This window comes from Phytohabitans rumicis, from assembly GCF_011764445.1.
GTDB lineage: Bacteria > Actinomycetota > Actinomycetes > Mycobacteriales > Micromonosporaceae > Phytohabitans > Phytohabitans rumicis.
Window position 1 is genome coordinate 9,558,301 of record NZ_BLPG01000001.1, and the last position, 16,414, is coordinate 9,574,714.

General features: G+C 71.3%; 18 protein-coding genes and 1 pseudogene. 10 read left to right on the forward strand and 9 right to left on the reverse strand.

What is annotated here, in order from left to right:
* Position 1 precedes the first annotated feature (1 nt).
* Positions 2 to 1,138: an EamA family transporter gene (locus Prum_RS43275; protein ID WP_173083155.1), complete on the reverse strand. Its 1,137-nt coding sequence runs from the start codon at positions 1,136 to 1,138 to the stop codon at positions 2 to 4.
* A 72-nt stretch (positions 1,139 to 1,210) separates the two neighbouring features.
* On the opposite strand from Prum_RS43275, the gene Prum_RS43280 reads away from it, so the two are divergent.
* Both Prum_RS43280 and Prum_RS43285 read left to right on the forward strand, forming a co-directional pair.
* Complete coding sequence (locus tag Prum_RS43280) at positions 1,211 to 1,588, forward strand: LysR family transcriptional regulator (RefSeq protein ID WP_173083157.1); 378 nt, start codon at positions 1,211 to 1,213, stop codon at positions 1,586 to 1,588.
* A complete protein-coding gene (locus Prum_RS43285) occupies positions 1,585 to 2,115 on the forward strand; it encodes a LysR substrate-binding domain-containing protein (protein ID WP_246278495.1) in 531 nt (176 codons plus the stop codon). The genes Prum_RS43280 and Prum_RS43285 overlap by 4 nt, the downstream gene beginning before the upstream one ends.
* Before the next feature lie 81 nt (positions 2,116 to 2,196).
* Here Prum_RS43285 and Prum_RS43290 read toward each other — a convergent pair whose 3' ends face one another.
* The 4 genes from Prum_RS43290 to Prum_RS43305 form a co-directional block, all read right to left on the reverse strand.
* Positions 2,197 to 2,958 carry an ankyrin repeat domain-containing protein gene (locus tag Prum_RS43290; RefSeq protein WP_246278496.1) on the reverse strand — a complete coding sequence of 254 codons (762 nt, stop codon included), beginning with the start codon at positions 2,956 to 2,958 and terminating at the stop codon, positions 2,197 to 2,199.
* A gap of 139 nt (positions 2,959 to 3,097) precedes the next feature.
* Positions 3,098 to 3,508: a hypothetical protein gene (locus Prum_RS43295; protein WP_173083159.1), complete on the reverse strand. Its 411-nt coding sequence runs from the start codon at positions 3,506 to 3,508 to the stop codon at positions 3,098 to 3,100.
* A gap of 133 nt (positions 3,509 to 3,641) precedes the next feature.
* Complete coding sequence (locus tag Prum_RS43300) at positions 3,642 to 4,817, reverse strand: serine hydrolase domain-containing protein (protein WP_246278497.1); 1,176 nt, start codon at positions 4,815 to 4,817, stop codon at positions 3,642 to 3,644.
* Positions 4,818 to 5,082: 265 nt separating this feature from the next.
* Positions 5,083 to 5,967: a LysR family transcriptional regulator gene (locus Prum_RS43305; protein WP_173083163.1), complete on the reverse strand. Its 885-nt coding sequence runs from the start codon at positions 5,965 to 5,967 to the stop codon at positions 5,083 to 5,085.
* A 129-nt stretch (positions 5,968 to 6,096) separates the two neighbouring features.
* Here Prum_RS43305 and Prum_RS43310 point away from each other — a divergent pair, with 129 nt between their 5' ends.
* The 6 genes and pseudogenes from Prum_RS43310 to Prum_RS50300 all read left to right on the forward strand — a co-directional run bounded on the left by Prum_RS43310 (position 6,097) and on the right by Prum_RS50300 (position 10,746).
* Positions 6,097 to 6,903, forward strand: coding sequence for a GNAT family N-acetyltransferase (locus tag Prum_RS43310; protein ID WP_281369106.1), 807 nt, complete (start codon positions 6,097 to 6,099; stop codon positions 6,901 to 6,903).
* 331 nt (positions 6,904 to 7,234) lie between these two features.
* The gene (locus Prum_RS43315) at positions 7,235 to 7,624 is read left to right on the forward strand and encodes a hypothetical protein (RefSeq protein ID WP_173083167.1); all 390 of its coding nucleotides are present in this window, start codon (positions 7,235 to 7,237) and stop codon (positions 7,622 to 7,624) included.
* Positions 7,625 to 7,728: 104 nt separating this feature from the next.
* A complete protein-coding gene (locus tag Prum_RS43320) occupies positions 7,729 to 8,670 on the forward strand; it encodes a decaprenyl-phosphate phosphoribosyltransferase (protein ID WP_173083169.1) in 942 nt (313 codons plus the stop codon).
* Positions 8,667 to 9,995 (forward strand): FAD-binding protein, encoded by a 1,329-nt coding sequence (dprE1, locus tag Prum_RS43325; protein ID WP_173083171.1) that lies wholly within the window; start codon positions 8,667 to 8,669, stop codon positions 9,993 to 9,995. The genes Prum_RS43320 and dprE1 overlap by 4 nt, the downstream gene beginning before the upstream one ends.
* Positions 9,992 to 10,533, forward strand: a pseudogene (gene dprE2, locus Prum_RS43330) (decaprenylphospho-beta-D-erythro-pentofuranosid-2-ulose 2-reductase); the annotation flags it as partial. The gene dprE1 and the pseudogene dprE2, both read left to right, overlap by 4 nt.
* A gap of 36 nt (positions 10,534 to 10,569) precedes the next feature.
* The gene (locus Prum_RS50300) at positions 10,570 to 10,746 is read left to right on the forward strand and encodes a Rossmann-fold NAD(P)-binding domain-containing protein (protein ID WP_218577656.1); all 177 of its coding nucleotides are present in this window, start codon (positions 10,570 to 10,572) and stop codon (positions 10,744 to 10,746) included.
* Positions 10,747 to 10,750: 4 nt separating this feature from the next.
* Here the strand turns inward: Prum_RS50300 and Prum_RS43335 are convergent, their stop codons facing one another.
* Positions 10,751 to 11,638 (reverse strand): hypothetical protein, encoded by an 888-nt coding sequence (locus tag Prum_RS43335; RefSeq protein ID WP_173083173.1) that lies wholly within the window; start codon positions 11,636 to 11,638, stop codon positions 10,751 to 10,753.
* Between the two features lie 60 nt (positions 11,639 to 11,698).
* Between Prum_RS43335 and Prum_RS43340 the strand changes: the two genes are divergently transcribed.
* A complete protein-coding gene (locus Prum_RS43340; RefSeq protein WP_173083175.1) occupies positions 11,699 to 13,333 on the forward strand; it encodes a carbamoyltransferase family protein in 1,635 nt (544 codons plus the stop codon).
* Positions 13,334 to 13,356: 23 nt separating this feature from the next.
* Here the strand turns inward: Prum_RS43340 and Prum_RS43345 are convergent, their stop codons facing one another.
* The 3 genes from Prum_RS43345 to Prum_RS43355 all read right to left on the reverse strand — a co-directional run bounded on the left by Prum_RS43345 (position 13,357) and on the right by Prum_RS43355 (position 15,238).
* On the reverse strand, positions 13,357 to 13,713 hold the full coding sequence (locus tag Prum_RS43345) for a hypothetical protein (RefSeq protein ID WP_173083177.1): 357 nt from the start codon (positions 13,711 to 13,713) through the stop codon (positions 13,357 to 13,359).
* A gap of 42 nt (positions 13,714 to 13,755) precedes the next feature.
* On the reverse strand, positions 13,756 to 14,247 hold the full coding sequence (locus tag Prum_RS43350) for a hypothetical protein (protein ID WP_173083179.1): 492 nt from the start codon (positions 14,245 to 14,247) through the stop codon (positions 13,756 to 13,758).
* A gap of 70 nt (positions 14,248 to 14,317) precedes the next feature.
* Positions 14,318 to 15,238: a TIGR03621 family F420-dependent LLM class oxidoreductase gene (locus tag Prum_RS43355; protein ID WP_173083181.1), complete on the reverse strand. Its 921-nt coding sequence runs from the start codon at positions 15,236 to 15,238 to the stop codon at positions 14,318 to 14,320.
* Between the two features lie 90 nt (positions 15,239 to 15,328).
* Between Prum_RS43355 and Prum_RS43360 the strand changes: the two genes are divergently transcribed.
* Positions 15,329 to 16,414 carry a Gfo/Idh/MocA family protein gene (locus tag Prum_RS43360; protein WP_173083183.1) on the forward strand — a complete coding sequence of 362 codons (1,086 nt, stop codon included), beginning with the start codon at positions 15,329 to 15,331 and terminating at the stop codon, positions 16,412 to 16,414.

Sequence of the window (16,414 nt, forward strand, 5' to 3'; positions counted from 1 at the left end):
GCTACCTGTTGCTCGGACGAGGTGACGCGCCCCCGGTCGTCCGCGAGATCATTCGCAAGAGCGAGCCGCGCACGGACCGCCGCCCCCGCACCCACGTGGGCGGCTGACAGGGGTAGGCCATGGACGTTCGACTGATCACCGAGGACGGGATCGGGGCCCGGGCGGTGGGCGAGCTGCCCGCGCTCCTGGCCGACGAGAAGGCATTGGTCTGAGCCGACGCGGCCGTGGCCGGGGTGTACTCAGGCTCGTGGCGCTGTCCGGCGGTGGTGGCGTTGTTGCGGTCTGCTGTGGAGTGCCGGACGACCAGGGCCAGCCCGGCGAGGACGATGGCGGCGGCGGCCAGTTCGGTGGGGCCGATGGGCTCGTCGAGCAGCAGCCACGCCGAGCTGAGCCCGAAGACCGGCACCAGGAGGCTGAACGGTGCTACCTGTGCGATCGAGTATCGGACGATCAGCCGGTTCCAGATCCCGAAGCCGACGAGGGTTGACACGTAGGCGACGTATGCCACGGCGAGCAGCCCGCGTCCGGACAGGCCGGTGATCGCATCCAGCACCGCCTGTCCGCCGTTGACCACGCCGGCCAGGCCGAGCAGCGGCAGCGGCGGCACCAGGCTCGACCAGGCCAGCAGCGAGAGCGGTCGCGTCTCGCCGCTGGCCCGCATGACGAGGTTCGCTACGGCCCAGCAGGCGGCCGCGAAGAGTGTCAGCGCGAAGCCGATCACCGTGGTGTGGCCGCCGCTGCCGACCGCCAGCACGCCGATCCCGACCGATCCGACCAGTACGCCGGCTACCTGCGACCGCGCCGGTCGCTCGCTGAGTACCGCCGCCGCCAGTAGCACTGACATCAGCGCCTGCGCCTGCAGCACCAGCGAGGCCAGGCCGGCTGACATGCCAGCGGCGAGCGCCGTGAACAGCGCCCCGAACTTCAGTACTCCGAGCACCAGCCCGTAGCCGACCACGTAGCGGAGCCGGGCGCTGGGGCGCGGCACGAGGAAGACCAGTGGCACCGCCACCGCGACGAAGCGCAGCGCGGTCAACACGAGCGGCGGCAGGTCGCGCAGGCCCAGTTCGATGGCGACGAAGTTGACGCCCCAGATGGCGGCGACGAGCACGGCGAGAAGTCGGTGTGACGCTTTCATGCCGGCAACGCTGCCCGACGAAATGCTTAAGGACCAGTTCAAAGCTCTTCATCGGCGTTGTAGCGTCGCTACATGGACCTTGACGTACGCCGGCTCCGCGTGCTGCACGAGGTGGCGCTGCGCGGCAGCGTCACCGCCGCCGCCGCGGCGCTGCATGTGACCCCGTCGGCGGTCTCCCAGCAGCTCGTCCAGCTGTCCCGGGAGGCCGGGCACGAGTTGGTCGAGCGGGCCGGGCGCGGGATCGTGCTCACACCGGCCGGCCAGGTACTGGCCAGCCACGCCAGGGAGGTGCTCGGCGCGGTGGAGCAGGCAGTGGCCGGGCTCGCCGCGCTTCGCGACGGGGTCAGCGGCACCGTGCGGGTCGGCGCGTTCGCGTCCGCGGCCGGCGCGTTGGTGGCCCGGCGGCCGCCCGCGCCCGGGCGAAGCACCCAGAGCTGGACGTACGGGTGATCGAGGCCGAAGACCAGCAGAGCCGACTCGACCTGCACTCCGGCACCCTCGACGTGGTGGTGCTGCAGGAGTACGACCACGTGCCCGCGCCGCTGGTCGACGATCTGGACCGGCATCCGGTCACCACCGACCCGATGCACCTAATCACCCCGATCGGATGGCGCCGGCACACCGGCCGGCTCAGCGAGCTGCGGGACATGCCGTGGATCGCCAGCACCGAGCACACCCCATGCCTGCGGTCCACATTGCACGCCTGCCGGCTCGCCGGCTTCGAGCCGGACATCCGGCACCGCGCCGTCGACTTCGCGCTCACCCTCGACCTCGTCGCCGCCGGACTGGGCGCCGCACTGGTGCCTGAACTGGCCCTGCGGCACGTGCCGCCCGGCGTACACACCGCGCCTCTGGCCGAACCGGTCACCGAGCGGCGCATCTTCGCGGTCACCCGCGCACTCGGCGGCACGCCGCAACGACCCGCGGTGCACGCCCTCCTGGCCGAGCTGACCGGCCGGGCCAGCCTCCACCATTGACCACTTCCGTCGATGCCGCTTGATCAGTTACACGCTCATGCCGCAAGACCCTTCGTCGGCGAGACCGCATGGGAGGTGGCGTTACCGCCCCAGCTCGGCGGCGGTCTTGGCGCCCTGTTCGCGCAGCCAGGCGATCACGTCGGTGGCGCCGCTGCGGGTCGCGGCGTCCAGCGGGGTCAGGTTCTCCCAGTCCGGAATCCAGTCGAGATCGGCGCCGTGGTCCAGCAAGAACCGGCAGGCCCGCTGCTGACCGCCGTGACAGGCTCCCCAGAACGCCCCGTTGACCTCGGCCTGCGTCGGCCGGGTGGTGCCGGTGAAGTAAGCCTGCAGGCGGTCGAGCAGCCCCAAGGTCGCCGTGTGCCACAACGACGTGCGCGCGCCGCGTTCGACCAGGCGGCGCGCGGCCTGCCATTGCGCGAACGCCGTCGCGTCATCCAGCGGGGTGCCGCCGCCGATGACCGCTCCCGGCGCGTCGATCTCGGCGCCGGCGTTCAGCAGCGCATCGAGCGCCTCAACGTCGTCGTTGCTGGCTGCCCAATGCAGCGGCGTCTCGGTATGCGGGCCGGTGAACCGGGCGTTGACGTCCGCGCCGGCCTCGACCAGCGCGGCCACGGCGGCGGCCCCGTTCGGGTAGTGCCCGGGCCAGTCCGTGACCACGTGCAGCAGGGTCCGCGACGTGCCACCGTCGGGCCGGCCGTCGTAGTCCCCGATCCGGGCCGTCGAGAGGCCCGGGTGCTCGGCCAGCAGCCGCCGCAACGTCGCGATCTCTCCGCCATGGATGGCCTCGGCCGCGGCGACCGCCAAGGGATCCTCGGTGGCGAGGACGAGCACGTCAGCTGTCACAACACACACGCTAACCTGGCGGTCTTGTCGGTCGGCGCCGGTCAGTGATCTGCGTAATCACTGACCGGCCCCTACGACGCGGCCCGGGAGCGAGAGTTATCCGTGGCCCGGGGCCCGGAGAGGGCCCCGGGGACATCCATTAAGCGGCGTCGAGGGCTGCGGTGATCTTGCGGGTCATGTCGGCCATGGTGGGGCTGGGCTCGTCCTTGTGGGCCCGGGTGGCTGCTTCGATGGCGACGATGACGGTGCTGCGGAAGTTGTCGGCCTCAGCTGGATCCTGCTGCTTGAGCAGGCTCGTGGCTGCCGTCAGGGCCGGCAACACGCGGTCGGCGATCTCGGCCACGGACTTGCCGTTCAAATCCTTGCCTTTGGGATATTCCGCGAGCACGTGCCCGACCAGGCCGGTGGCCGAGGCCAGCGCGATGCTGCCGTTGGTGGCGATCTTGTGTGGCGAGCCACCGGCCGCACCAGCGGCAGATAGCAGCGTGATGGCGCCGTAGGCGGCGGTCCGCAAGGTGGTCTTGTCCTGGTCGGAAAGGGTGATGGACATGGTTGTGTACTCCTCGAAATCTGGTGGTGAGATCGGTGTGCCGTGTTCTGTTATGCCGCTACTGTCGGCGTCCGGCCTGACGCGACCCTGACGCCGGCCTGACATGACCGCTGACACGGTCCGCTACGCGGTGTCAGTCGTCGATTGCCTGGTAGAGCGTGGTCCAGAAGTCGTGGAAGGCCCATGCCGAATTCGGGACGGACGTTCCGATCTGGGTGAGCAGGATTCCGACCAGTTGGTTGTCTGGGTCGGCGTAGGTGGAGGTGCCGCTTCCGCCGTCCCAGCCGTACTGGCCGATGGGCGCGTAGTCGCCGCGGTAGGTGCGTACCGCCATGCCGAAGCCCCAGCCGCCGTGTTGGCCCTGGCCGAACGAGATGTGGACGTTGTTGCGGGCCATGGCGGTTCGGGCGGCTTGTTGTTCGGGGGTGAGGCGGTTGGTGGTCATCAGCGCGACGGCGGGTCGGGACAGGATCCGTTCGCTGCCGTGCATGCCGTGGTTGAGCAGCATCTGGAAGTAGGCGTGGTAGTCGTCGACGGTGGAGACCAGTCCACCGCCGCCGCCCGGGAACGCCGGAGGCTGGCTCCACCGTCCGCCCGCGGGCTCGTCCCAGACGTGGAACTGTCCGGTCTGCGGGTCGGGGGCGTAGAGGGCCGGCAGCCGGTCGATCTTGTCGGCGGGCACGTGGAAACCGGTGTCCTTCATGCCCAGCGGATCGAAGATGCGCTCGCGCAGGAACGTCTCGAACGACTGGCCGGTGACCCTGGCCACGAGTACGCCAAGGAGATCGTTGCTGATGTGGTACTGCCAGTGCTCGCCGGGCTGGTGCATCAGCGGGAGCGCGCCAAGGCGGCGCATCCACTCATCCGGCTCGGGCATCGGCGTCGGCAGGTTTGGGGTGAGCCCTTGCTCGAAGACGGCAGCCATGATCGGAGTGCCCAGCGCCGAAAAGTCCAGGCCGAGCCCGAACGTCGAGGTCAGCAGGTCCCGTACGGTAATCGGCCGCCGCGCCGGCACGGTGTCGTCCAGCGGGCCGTCGATCCGGGTCAGTACCTGCCGGTCGGCCAGTTCCGGCAGCCACGGGTCTACCGGGTCGTCCAGCCGCAGCCGGCACTCATCCAGCAGGACCATCGCCGCCGCGACCGAGACCGGCTTCGACGTCGAGGCCATCCGGAAGATCGTGTCCCGGCGCATCGGCGGGCCACCGTCATGACGCATCGTCCCGATCGCCTCGACATGTGTCTCATCACCCCGGCTGACCAGAGCGACCAGACCGGGAATCCTCCCGGACTCGACATGCCCGGCCAGCACCTCGCGCACCCTGTCCAACCCCGTTTTGGAGAAGCCGCTATTGCCTTGTCCCATCATGAATCCCCCTTGCGTACGGCGTTCGACCCTCAAGACCCGTCCGGCGTGGCCGTACGACAGGCCAGCGCCGCCCATAGCGTGCGGTGGGCTTGTCTACTCGATCAACGACGACTTGTGTATCGACTGATAACGCGTTGGTTATCGCGAGTCGCCAGAAGTGGCCGTGGAACGGCGTTGCGAGTAATAGCGCAGGACGCGGCAAAGCGCGCTATGTGGTCTGCGCGTCCTCGGCGGCTTGGACGAAGGCGCGGACCAGCGTCGTTTCGCTGGTTATGCGCCACACCGGCGCGTACCGCAGAATCGGTCCATCGGTGATGGGCACAAACGTGATGTCGCCGCGCTGCCGGGTGGCTGCCGCGTCTGCCCCGACGGGGGACACGACGCTGCCGCCGGCGATCGCCGTGAATGCCTCCTCGAGGGTGGCCACGGCGATTCCGCGCCGGATGGGCCGCCCGGCCGGTGTCACGGACGGGGTGTGCGCCTCCCACACGTATTCCGGGATAGGCCCGTCCGGATACACCACCGGGTAATCGCCGAGATCCTCCATCTCGATCCGCTCCCGACTGGCCAAAGGATGATCGGAGGCGACGGCCAGCACCAGATGCTCGGTGTGCAGCGCCGGCCCAACGGCCAGGTCGGGCTCGCGGACAGGTAGCCAGACCAGCCCGATGTCGACCCGGCCGGCACGCAGCCAACCGAACGGGTCACTGGGGAGAATCTCGCGCATGCGCAGCTCACACTGCGGATACCGCTGCCGGAACAGATCGAGGACGGCCGCGATCCCCTGGTGCTGGGTGGCCATGGTGCCAACGGTCAGGGTGCCGACCTGTCCGCGAGCGGTGGCGGCAGCTTCGTCGATGCCTGCCATGATCTCGCCGTAGCCCGCGTCGAGCCGGTCGCGTAGCCGCTCGCCGAGCGGGGTGAGTCGCACGCTGCGGCTGGTCCGCTCGAACAGGGCACCGCCGATCCGGCGCTCCTGCTGCTTGATCGACTGACTGACTCGTGCCTGCGAGATGCGGAGGCGTTCGGCCGTACGTCCGAAATGGAGCTCTTTTGCCAGCGTGAGGAAGATCTCGATGTCTCGCAGCTCCACCAGGCCATCTCCCTCCGGTCACGACGCACGCGAATACCCGCCCCTGGCGGCGAACGATAACCGGTAGCTTATGCGGCGATTCGATCTTTCGCATTGTTCCGCACAACGGTCGGGGCGATCGTGGGAGCCATGAGCCAACCCTTGATCGACATCGTGAGGGTGTCGGATCACCTCGAGGGTTCGCGGTGGCAGGCTGTGTCACCGGGCGGCTCTGTGGCCGGAGTGGCCACCCTGCGGACAATCACCCCATTCGGGCACGCCCTTCTGCTGCCACCGGCCCCGGCCACGACGCCGGGCGCCCCGGAGGTGAGCCTGTACGTCGAGCCGCAGTGGCGGCGGCGCGGGATCGGCTCCCGGCTGCTGGCCACCGTCCGGGAACAGACCGCCGAGCCACGCCTGGTCGCGGACGTGGCCGAGGGCACGCCGGGCGAGGCATTTTGTCAGCGGCACGGCTTCCGGCACACCCGATCCCGGCGCCACGACCTGCTCACCTACTGCGATGTTCACCGGGCCTGGCTCGGTGAGCTCGTCGACGCCGAGCATCCCGGCTACCGCCTGACCCACTGGACCGGCGACCTGCCCAACGCGCCCCGTGTCGAAGAACTGCTGCGCAGCCCGAGCCGCCCCGGTAACGCCGTGCTGACCGCCGCGGACGCGAACGGCGACCTGGCGGCCTACGCCGTGGCGGTCGTCGGCGCGCTCTTCGAGCCCCGCGCTCGGCAGTACGGACCGGCCGTGCTTCCCGACCATCGCGGACAGCAGCTGGGCCGCTGGGTCAACGCCGCTCTGATTCAGCGCCTGCGCGAGGTCCACCCGCACGTCAACGAGATCGAAACCGCCGCCGCCGAGGACGATCCCCACCTGCTTGCCGTACGCGAGCACCTCGGCTTCCGCTTTCTCCGGCGAACTCACCTCTACGAGCTCGCCCTGCCATAAACGCCCGCCTCGGCGCCGGCAGCACTTGGCCGACTGGAGACCTTTCGGGGTCAGGTTCAGAGTCAGGATCGAGTTCTGAGCTGCCGCGGCGCTCGTCGCGGTCCAGGCCGTCGCTCCCGCGGCCGCACCCTGCGCGGTCCACGACCAACCCCGACGGGCGATGCCTGCCGTTGTCCTAGGGTCTTGTGCCGCGGGGCTGGCAGCGCTGGTCGGGGGTTTCGGCGAGCGCTTGCGAGCCGCCGACCTGCGCGGTGCCCGCGGGAGCATGCGGCCCGCAGGTGGCGCGGGCCGGGGCATATCGGGGGTTGATCGGGCATCGCACAATTCAGCGATGAACGGTGATCTCATGGTGCTGAACGGCGCCGAGCCCTTTCCGGAGCGTGTACGGCAGGTGTGCGCGGCCTGGCTGCGCGCCGGACGCGACGGTGATCTCCTGGTCACTGACAAGGCGTTCTTCACGGTGTACTGCTGGAGCCACAACCATGGGATCCGCGACCCGGCTGGCCCGGAGTACGACCCGGAACTGGCCGAATACGTCACCGCCTCGTACGAGGCTCTCGGTGGGCGAGCCGGCTGGAACGCCATGTTGTGCCAGCGCACGCTGTGCCGCGTCTGTGGGGACAGGTACCTGCTGGAGAACCTCGGCGTGTGCACCGGGTGCATGGCGTACACCTGTTATCGCTGTGGCCCCCACGCCCACTGCACGGGTGAGCTTGTCTGACGGACACGCTGAGGTATCTGCTCGACACGCTCCGGCGTAGTATCGATGGCCAGAGATGTTCGTCGTCGCGGCGCCCGATCCCGTTCGGCGTCAGGGAGGCGCCGATGACAAACCGGGTCGACGGAGCCCCCACGACGGGCGCCTCGGACAGGCCCGGCACCGCCCCCGCGGCGGCTCGCCGGGCGTCTGTGCTCATCGGCCTCGTGGGCATGGCCCGGCTCCGACAGTGGGGGCGAAACGTCCTTGTCGCCGGCGCCGCGCTGGCCAGCGGCGAGATCCTGCGTCCGGAGGTGTTCGGCGCGGTCGTTGTCGGCTTCGCTGCCTTCTGCCTGACCGCATCGGGCGTCTACTTCGTCAACGACATCCTCGACGCCACGATCGACCGTAACCACCCCGCGAAGCACCTGCGCCCGGTGGCCGCGAGGTTGGTCCCGGTGCCGCTGGCCGGGGTCGTGGGTGCCGGCCTCCTGGTCGCCGGACTGGCCGTGGGCGCAGTACTGGGCGGTCTCGGGTTCGCCGCGCTCCTGGCGACGTACGTGGTCCTCATGGTCCTGTACTCGCTCCATCTCAAGCACCAGCCGCTGGTCGACATCGCGACGATCGCGGCCGGCTACGTGCTGCGGGCGTTCGCCGGCGGCGTGATCGCCGGCGTGCCGATGTCACCGTGGTTCCTGGTTGTCGCCGCGTCAGGCTCGCTGCTCGTGGCGGCCGGAAAGCGGTACAGCGAGGTGGTCCAGGTCGGCGAGGGTGCGGCCGCCGCCCGGCCGGTGCTGGCCCGGTACAGCCCGTCGTACCTGCGTTTCCTGTGGGGGACCGCCGCCGCGGTGACCATCATGGGGTACGTCCTGTGGGCGTTCGACGCGCAGCGGCAGGGGACCTGGGCCGCGGTGTCGGCGGCGCCGTTCGCCTTGGCGGTGCTGCGGTACGTGTCCTTCATCGACCTGGGCGCCGCGGACAGCCCGGAGGCCGCCGTCCTACGCGACCGGAGCCTTCAATTGTGGCTGGTCGTGTGGTCGACATCGCTGCTGTTGGTCGTTGCCGGATGACGAGGTGGGGGCTGTTGACCGGTTGGGGCCGTACGGCGGCGACCGGGATGACCGTGCTGAGCGGCCGCGACGACGCGGCGCTGTCGGAGGCGGTGCGTAACGCGGGCGCCCGCGGCATCCTGGCGCGCGGGCTGGGCCGGTCGTACGGTGACGCCGCCTGCAACGCGGGCGGTGCGGTGGTGGACATGACGGGCCGCGACCGCATCCTCGGCTGGGACTTGGCGGAGGGCACGGTCAGGGTGGAGGCGGGGGTGAGCCTGCGCCGGCTGGTTGACGCGGCGCTCCAGCGTGGATGGTTTCTCCCGGTCCTGCCCGGCACCGGGTACGTGACCGCCGGCGGCGCGATCGCGGCGGACGTACATGGCAAGAACCATCCCGCCGTAGGCTCCCTCGCCCGGCATGTGTCCTCTGTGGACCTTCTGACGGCGGATGCCGTGGTCCGCACCGTGGGGCCGGCGGACACCCCCGAGGTCTTCCACGCCACCTGCGGCGGCATGGGTCTGACGGGGCTGATCCTCAGAGCGACGCTGCGGCTGGCGCCGGCGCCCAGCGCCTGGCTGGTGACCGAGACGGAGCGGGCGCCCGACCTGGACGGGCTGATCGCGCGGCTCGCCGACGGCCGCGGGTATCCGTACGCCGCGGCCTGGCTGGACCTGCTCGCGCGGGGCGGTACGACCGGGCGCGGTGTCGTCGTTCGGGGACGGCACGCCGCGCGGGGCGAGGCCCCGGTCGGGCCCGCGCCGGCCCGGCGGCGACCGGGCGTACCGGCGGTGGTTCCGGGCGGCACCCTCAACCGGGTCAGCGTGCGGGCCTTCAACGAGGCGTGGTTCCGGCGCGCGCCGCGCCGCCGGGCCCGCGCCCTGGCCTCCGTGCCGGCGTTCTTCCACCCGCTCGACGCCGTCCCGCACTGGAACAGGCTGTACGGCCCGCGCGGCTTCGTGCAGTACCAGGCCGCGCTCCCGTTCGGTGCGGAGCCCGCGCTGCGCCGCCTCGTCGACCGGGTCGCCGCCTGCGGACACGCCCCGTTTCTGGGTGTGCTCAAGGTCCTCGGCGCGGAGGCCGGCGGTCCGCTGTCGTTCCCGATGCCGGGCTGGACCCTCGCGTTGGACCTCGCGGCCACGCCTGAGATCGTCACGTTGCTGGACCGCCTCGACGAACTCGTCGCCGCGGCGGGCGGCCGGGTCTACCTGGCGAAGGACGCGCGGCTGCGCCCCGACCTGTTGGCGGCGATGTACCCGCGGGTCGACGCCTTCCGCGAGACGCGCGAACAAATGGATCCTCGCCGCGTGTTCATGTCGAACCTGGCCCGGAGGCTGTCCCTGTGATTGACGCCCTCGGCATCCCACAGTCGCTGCTGCTGCTCGGTGGCGCGTCCGACATAGCGCTCGCGATCGCCCAGCGGTATCTCACACACCGTCCACTGCGGATCGTGCTGGTCGGCCGTCCGTCGCGGCGCCTCGCCGAGGCGGTCATCGATCTTGAGGCGGCCGGTGCGACGGTGCAGACGGTGGCGTTCGACGCCGCTCAGCCGGCCGACCATCCGGCGGTCGTCGAACAGATCTTCGCCGGTGGCGACATCGATGTCGCCGTCGTCGCGTTTGGCGTGCTCGGCGAGCACCCGGTGGCCGCGCTCGACCACCGCGAGGCGGTCGCGCTGGCGCAGGTCAACTACGTCGGCGCGGTGAGCGTCGGGGTGCTTCTCGCCCGGCGGCTGCGCGCGCAGGGGCACGGGCCATCGTCGCGCTGTCGTCGGTGGCCGGCGAGCGGGCGCGGCGGGTCAACTTTGTGTACGGGTCCTCGAAGGCCGGCCTGGACGCGTTCTACACCGGTCTTGGCTACTGGCTGGAGGGCAGCGGGGTCCGGGTCGTGGTCGTACGCCCCGGGCAGGTGCGCACGAGGATGACCGCGGGGCTTCGCGAGCAGCCGCTGACCACGACGCCGGAGGCGGTGGCCGAGGTGGTCGTTCGGGCCGTCTGGGCGGGCCGGCGCCAGGTCTGGGTGCCCGGTCGTTTGCGCCCGGTCATGGTGGTGCTGCGGCACCTGCCCGGCCCGCTCTTCCGCCGCCTGGGGCGCTGACGCGTCAGACCTCGGCGGTGCCTGCCCAGGGGTTGAACAGATGCAGGATGAGCGCGAGCACCGCCCAGTCGGGTGGCAGGACCGTCATCGCGCCCAGGATCACCGGTGGCGCCGCCCATTGATACAGGCGGATGGTGTCGGTCGCGATCACCAGTTGCCCGTACGCCAGCGCCGCGGTCACGGCGAGCATCGCCTGCACCTGCCGGTCGGTGGCGAGCGCGGCCAGGATGCCTGCGCCCCAGGGCAGGATCATCGACCGCGCGTCGAACCACCGTCCAAGGTGGTGCACCCGGCTGGCCAGCACCGGGTATCGCGTGACGTGCGGCTGTGCCATCGGGTCGACGCCGATCCGCACGGTCAGCGCCCGGATGAGCGGAACGGTGAGCCCGATCAGCGGCAGCAGGTGCCAGGCGAAGCACGCGGCGAAGACCGGGCCGGACTCCTTGACGGATCCCGCAATCACGGCGAGCGCCACGCCGAGCACCGGCTGGTCGTACTGGAACGCGACGGCGCAGCCGAGCGCCCACGTCATCGCCGGGCCGTCGACGAGCACCGGCCACCGGATGTGGATCCGCCACACCCCGGACAGGCCGCAGACCAGCAGCGCCCCGACGACCTGGAGCCGGGCGTCGTCGACCCAGGGGCGCAGCCATATCGCGAGGAGCGGCGGCAGCGCGAGCAGGTGCAGGTACGCGCTGAGCCGCCACCGCCACACCGCGTCGCCGAGCATGAGCGGCAGCAGCCAGCGCAGCGCGAACGGCATGGGCACAGGCTCGCGGCGGCCCAGAGCGCGGTAGCGGTGGCCGTCGGGGCTCACCGCCTCCGCGAGGTTCAGCCGATGCAGGACGAGTAACGCGGCGCCGAGTGCCAGGGCGACGAGCGGTGCAACCACGGGTTTCCCCCTGACCGAACGACGCATTGCTCTTGATCAATGGATGGTACCATCGGTGACATGCCTGATACGGAGCGTCGAGGCGGCTCGGTGATCGTTGGCTTCGGTGGCTCCATCCACGACTTCGCGACGTGCCTGCTGACGCCCGACGATCGGGTGGTGGCGGTGGAGGACGAGCGGCTCAGCCGGGTCCGGTACGCCTACGGCGAGCCCGATCCCTGCCGCGCGTCGCTGGCGTACTGCCTCGACGCGGCCGGCCTGGACGCCGGCGCGGTGCGGGTCTTCGCCGCCAACGACATGCTCGACCCGGACCTGCGCCTTCCCGGCGTGGCGCCGACGTGGCTGAACCATCACCACACCCACGCCACGAGCACCTTCTTCACGAGTCCCTTCGAGGAGGCGGCGATCCTGGTCGCCGACGGCGCCGGCAGTGTGATCGACGCCGGCGGTGGGCGGCCGGCCGCCGACCATCATGAGCGCGAGACCACGACCTGGGCGTTCGGCCGCGGCAACGACATCGCCGTGCTCGGCCGGGTCATCGGCGGCAAGGCCGGTGCGGCCACGTCCAACGACCCGGACGCGTTGATGTCCAACTCCCTCGGCGACTTGTACCGCGCGGTGACCGAGGCGATCGGCTTCGGCTTCCTCCAGGCCGGCAAGACGATGGGCCTGGCGCCGTACGGCGACGACCGCTTCGTGGATCGCCTGATGGAGCCGGTCGACCTCGGTCCGGACGGAACCTACGCGATCCGCATGTACGGCCCCGGCGGCATACTCGACCAGCTTGCCGGCATCGAGCGCGGCTCACTGGCCGATGACTTCATCACCAACGCGTGCGTCGCGGCGGCAGGGCAGGCGGTGCTGGAGACCGTCCTGCTGCACGTGCTGCAGGAGCTGTGGGACCGCACCCGCTGCCCCAACCTGTGCCTGGCCGGTGGTGTGGCGCTCAACTGCACGTTCAACGGGAAGATCAGCGAGCTGACGCCGTTCGAGAACGTGCACGTCGTCTACTCGCCGGGTGACAGCGGCACGGCCATCGGCGCGGCGGTAGCCGCCCGGCTCGCCGCCGCGGGCGCCGGTGCGACGTGGCGGATCGATGCGGGGCCCTACCTCGGCCGGCCCTATCCAGACACATTGGACGGTTATGGCGAAGTCCTCACCGAGGACCAACTGTGCCAGCGGGTGGCCGGGCTGCTGCACCAGGGGCAGGTGGTGGGCTGGTTTCAAGGCGGTGCCGAGTTCGGGCCGCGGGCGCTCGGCAACCGCAGCCTGCTCGCCAACCCGACCGACCCCGAGGTACCGGCCCGGATCAACAAGATCAAGGGACGAGAGTGGTTCCGGCCGGTCGCGCCCGTGGTGCTCGCCGAGCACGCACAGCGGTACTTCGACGCCCGGGGTCCGGCGCATTACATGCAGTTCTCCTGGCCGGTACGGGAGGCGGTGCGCGCGGCCGTGCCGGCGATCTGCCACGTCGACGGCTCCGCCCGCGTGCAGACCCTCGAGACCCGGCACAACCCGTTGCTCGCCGGGCTGATCAACGAGTTCGCCCGGCAGGGCGGCCCGCCCGTGCTGGTCAACACCTCGCTGAACGTACGCGGTGAACCGATCGTCGAGACGCCCGCCGAGGCGATGCGGGTGCTGGCCGAGGCCGACGTCGACGCGATCGTGGTCGGTCACCGCATGATCAAGCGGTGACGGCGCCGGAGCCGCGAGTGGCGTCAGCCCATGCGCAGGAACCGGTCGTACAGCCGGCCGAGCAGGCCACGGCCCGCCGGCGTGCCCACCTCGTGCGGCCGCGCGACGCGGTCCGAGGGCACCTCCTCGGTGGGCAGGGGCCACTGCGCGGCGATCCTGCGGTCCTCTTCGTCACGCATCGGATCGCAGGCGGGGAGCCGGCCGAACAGATGCAGCCGCGCGCGGACCACGGCCGGGTGGCGGCGCAGCAACTCGGCGATGTCCGTGATGCTCCAGCCGTCGTCGAACCCGTTGACCATGGCCGACTCCTCCTGCGCCGCCCACGGGTCCGCCGAGCGCGGGTATCCGAGCGGGAGGTGGGTGAGATCTGACTCGGCCATGACGTGCCCTCCCTTGCCGGAGCGGACCGGGTCCACTCTGGACTAACGACGCTCGGGTGGTGGCTCGGCCGGCGAGCCCTCCGAGCCGACGGTGGCGGTGCCGGAGAGGTCGAGGTCGCGGCCGGCGACGAAGGTGCCGCGCAACTCGACGTTGCCGCCGACGGAAACGGCACCCGCGTCGGTGATGTGGACCCGGTGGCCGCCAGCCGGCAGCTGCCGCTCGATCTCGCGCACCAGGCTGGCCAGCTCGCCGGCCAGCTCGGGGTGCTCTTCGACGAGGTCGGCCAGGCGGGTCTGCCACGCCTGTGCCTGGGCCTGCCGGGCCTGCTCAAGCTCGTCACCGGACAACCCGTCCAGCTGCGTGGCGGACCGGTCGAGCCGCTGCTCCGCGCTGGCTTGCCGGTCCTGGTCTCCGCGGCCGAACAGGCGGGCGAACCCGGCCCGCGCCGCGGCCCACGCGTCAGTCGCGATGGCGCTCACGAGGACGCCGCCACCGCTGATGATCAACGCCTGGCTGACCGGGTCGAGCACCATCCTGAACCCCCTTGTCGCCAGCCAGATACTAACCGAGTCGGCGTCGCGACCGTACGCTTTCGTCGCTGGTTCACCGTCCGGACATACGGGCCACGACCGGGGCGAACACCCGGTACGCGTCAGCGGTCACCACCACGTACGAGACGCCGAACTCCGCGCGGTGCCGTTCCAACGCGTCCACCAATCGCTCGATGTCGCCCACGAGCAGGTGCGGCGAGGCGAGCACCTCCTCGACCGGTAGCCGCATCTCCGCGGCGACCCCGTCCGCCGCGGCGCGCCAGTCGCGCGCGACGACCGTGCGATAGGCCCGGATGTTCAGCTCGACCCGGTCCAGCCGCTCACCGGCCGCGGCGCGGATCCACCCGACCTTCCGCCGGGTCGCCGCGGCCGTCAGGTCGGTCGGTACGCCCTCGGTGGCCGTGTGCACCGGGTTGAGGCCGACGATGTCCGCCTCCCGCGCCGCGAGCGTGAGGACCTGCCGGCCGCCGCCGCCTACCAGGATGGGCGGATGAGGGCGCTGCGCCGGCGCGGGCAGGCCGTCCAAGTCATGGACGGTGTAGTGGCGGCCGGTGATGCTGACCCGTCCGCCGCTCAGCAACGCTTTGACGATGGCCAGCGCCTCGGCGAGCCGTTCCACCCGTTCGGCGCCGCTCGGGAAGAGCAGGCCGAGGCGGTCGTAGTCGGTACGCCGCCAGCCCGCCCCGAGCCCCAGCTCGACCCGACCATCGGTGAGGCGGTCGACGGTCGCCGCCTCGCGGGCGAGCACGGCGGGATGCCGGAGGCCCTCGGCCAGCACGAACGATCCGACCCGCAGGCCGGGCGCGGCGTCCGCGGCGGCCATCATCGCCGGCAGGGGAGCCAACTGGTCGCCGGCATGGTCGATCACGAGCAGGCTCGCGTACCCGAGGTCGGCGACGTCGCGGCTCAGCGACCGCCAGGCGAGCCGGTCGTAGGAGTCGGACGCTTCCACGCCGAAACGAAACGGTCTCATCCCGTAAGGCTGTCAGGCCACGGTGGACGGTCATAGAATTCCGGCATCGTCGATGTCGAACCGTTCTGTGGGCGGCCGCTGGCTACGGCCGTGATCGGCTGTGGCGACGTTTCCCGCAAGTACGCGGCCACGTTCGCCCGGCACCCGCTGGTCCACGTCGCCCGGTGCGCGGACCTGCTGCCCGTACGGGCAGGGGAGCTCGCGGCCCGCACCGGCGCGGCGCCCGGCACCGTCGATGAGATCCTCGACGATCCCGGCATCGAACTGGTCGTCAACCTCACCCCGCCGCAGATGCACGCGCGCGTGACCGAGCGCGCGCTGCGGGCCGGCAAGTCGGTGTACACCGAGAAGCCGCTCGCGGTCGACGCCCCCACCGGGGCGCGGTTGCTCGCCGAGGCCACCGCGGCTGGGCTGTGGCTGGGCTGCGCGCCAGACACGTTCCTTGGTCCGAGCGCCCGGGTCGTGCGCGGCCTGATCGACGACGGCGAGATCGGCACGCCGCTCGGCGCCGCCGCGGCCATGCTGGCCGCCGGGCACGAACGCAGCTGCGCCACCCCCGACGCCTTCTACCAGCCGGGCGCCGGCCCGATGCTGGACATGGGCGTCTACTACGTGACGATGCTGGTCAGCCTGCTCGGACCGGTGCGCCGGGTGACCGGGATGCGGGCCAGCCCCGCGCCGCTGCGCACCATCGACGTGGGTGCGCGCGCCGGCGCCACGTTCGAGTCGACGGTGCCGACCCACGTCACCGGCCTTCTCGATTTCGCCAGCGGCGTGACCGGCACGATCACCGCGAGCTTCGACGTCTGGGGCAGCCGGACGCCGCCGCTGGAGATCTACGGCACCCGGGGCGCGCTCGTCCTACCGGACCCGAACTTCTTCCGCGGCCGGGTCCAGCTCCGGCGAGCGGGACAGCGGCGCTGGATCGAGGTGCCGGTGCCGCAGCGTTGGCCGGCGGGGCGGGGCATCGGCGTCGTCGATCTCGCACACGCGATGCGCGGCCGTGGCCCGCAGCGGGCGGGCGGAGCGCTGGGCCGGCACGTGCTCGAGGTGATGACCGGCATCGTCGACGCCGACGGCACCGGCCGCGATATCGGCTCGACCTGCGCACGCCCGGCCCCATTTCACCCGATGGTGTCAGACGACGGCTGCGCGTGGTGCGAGACGTTAGGCTAA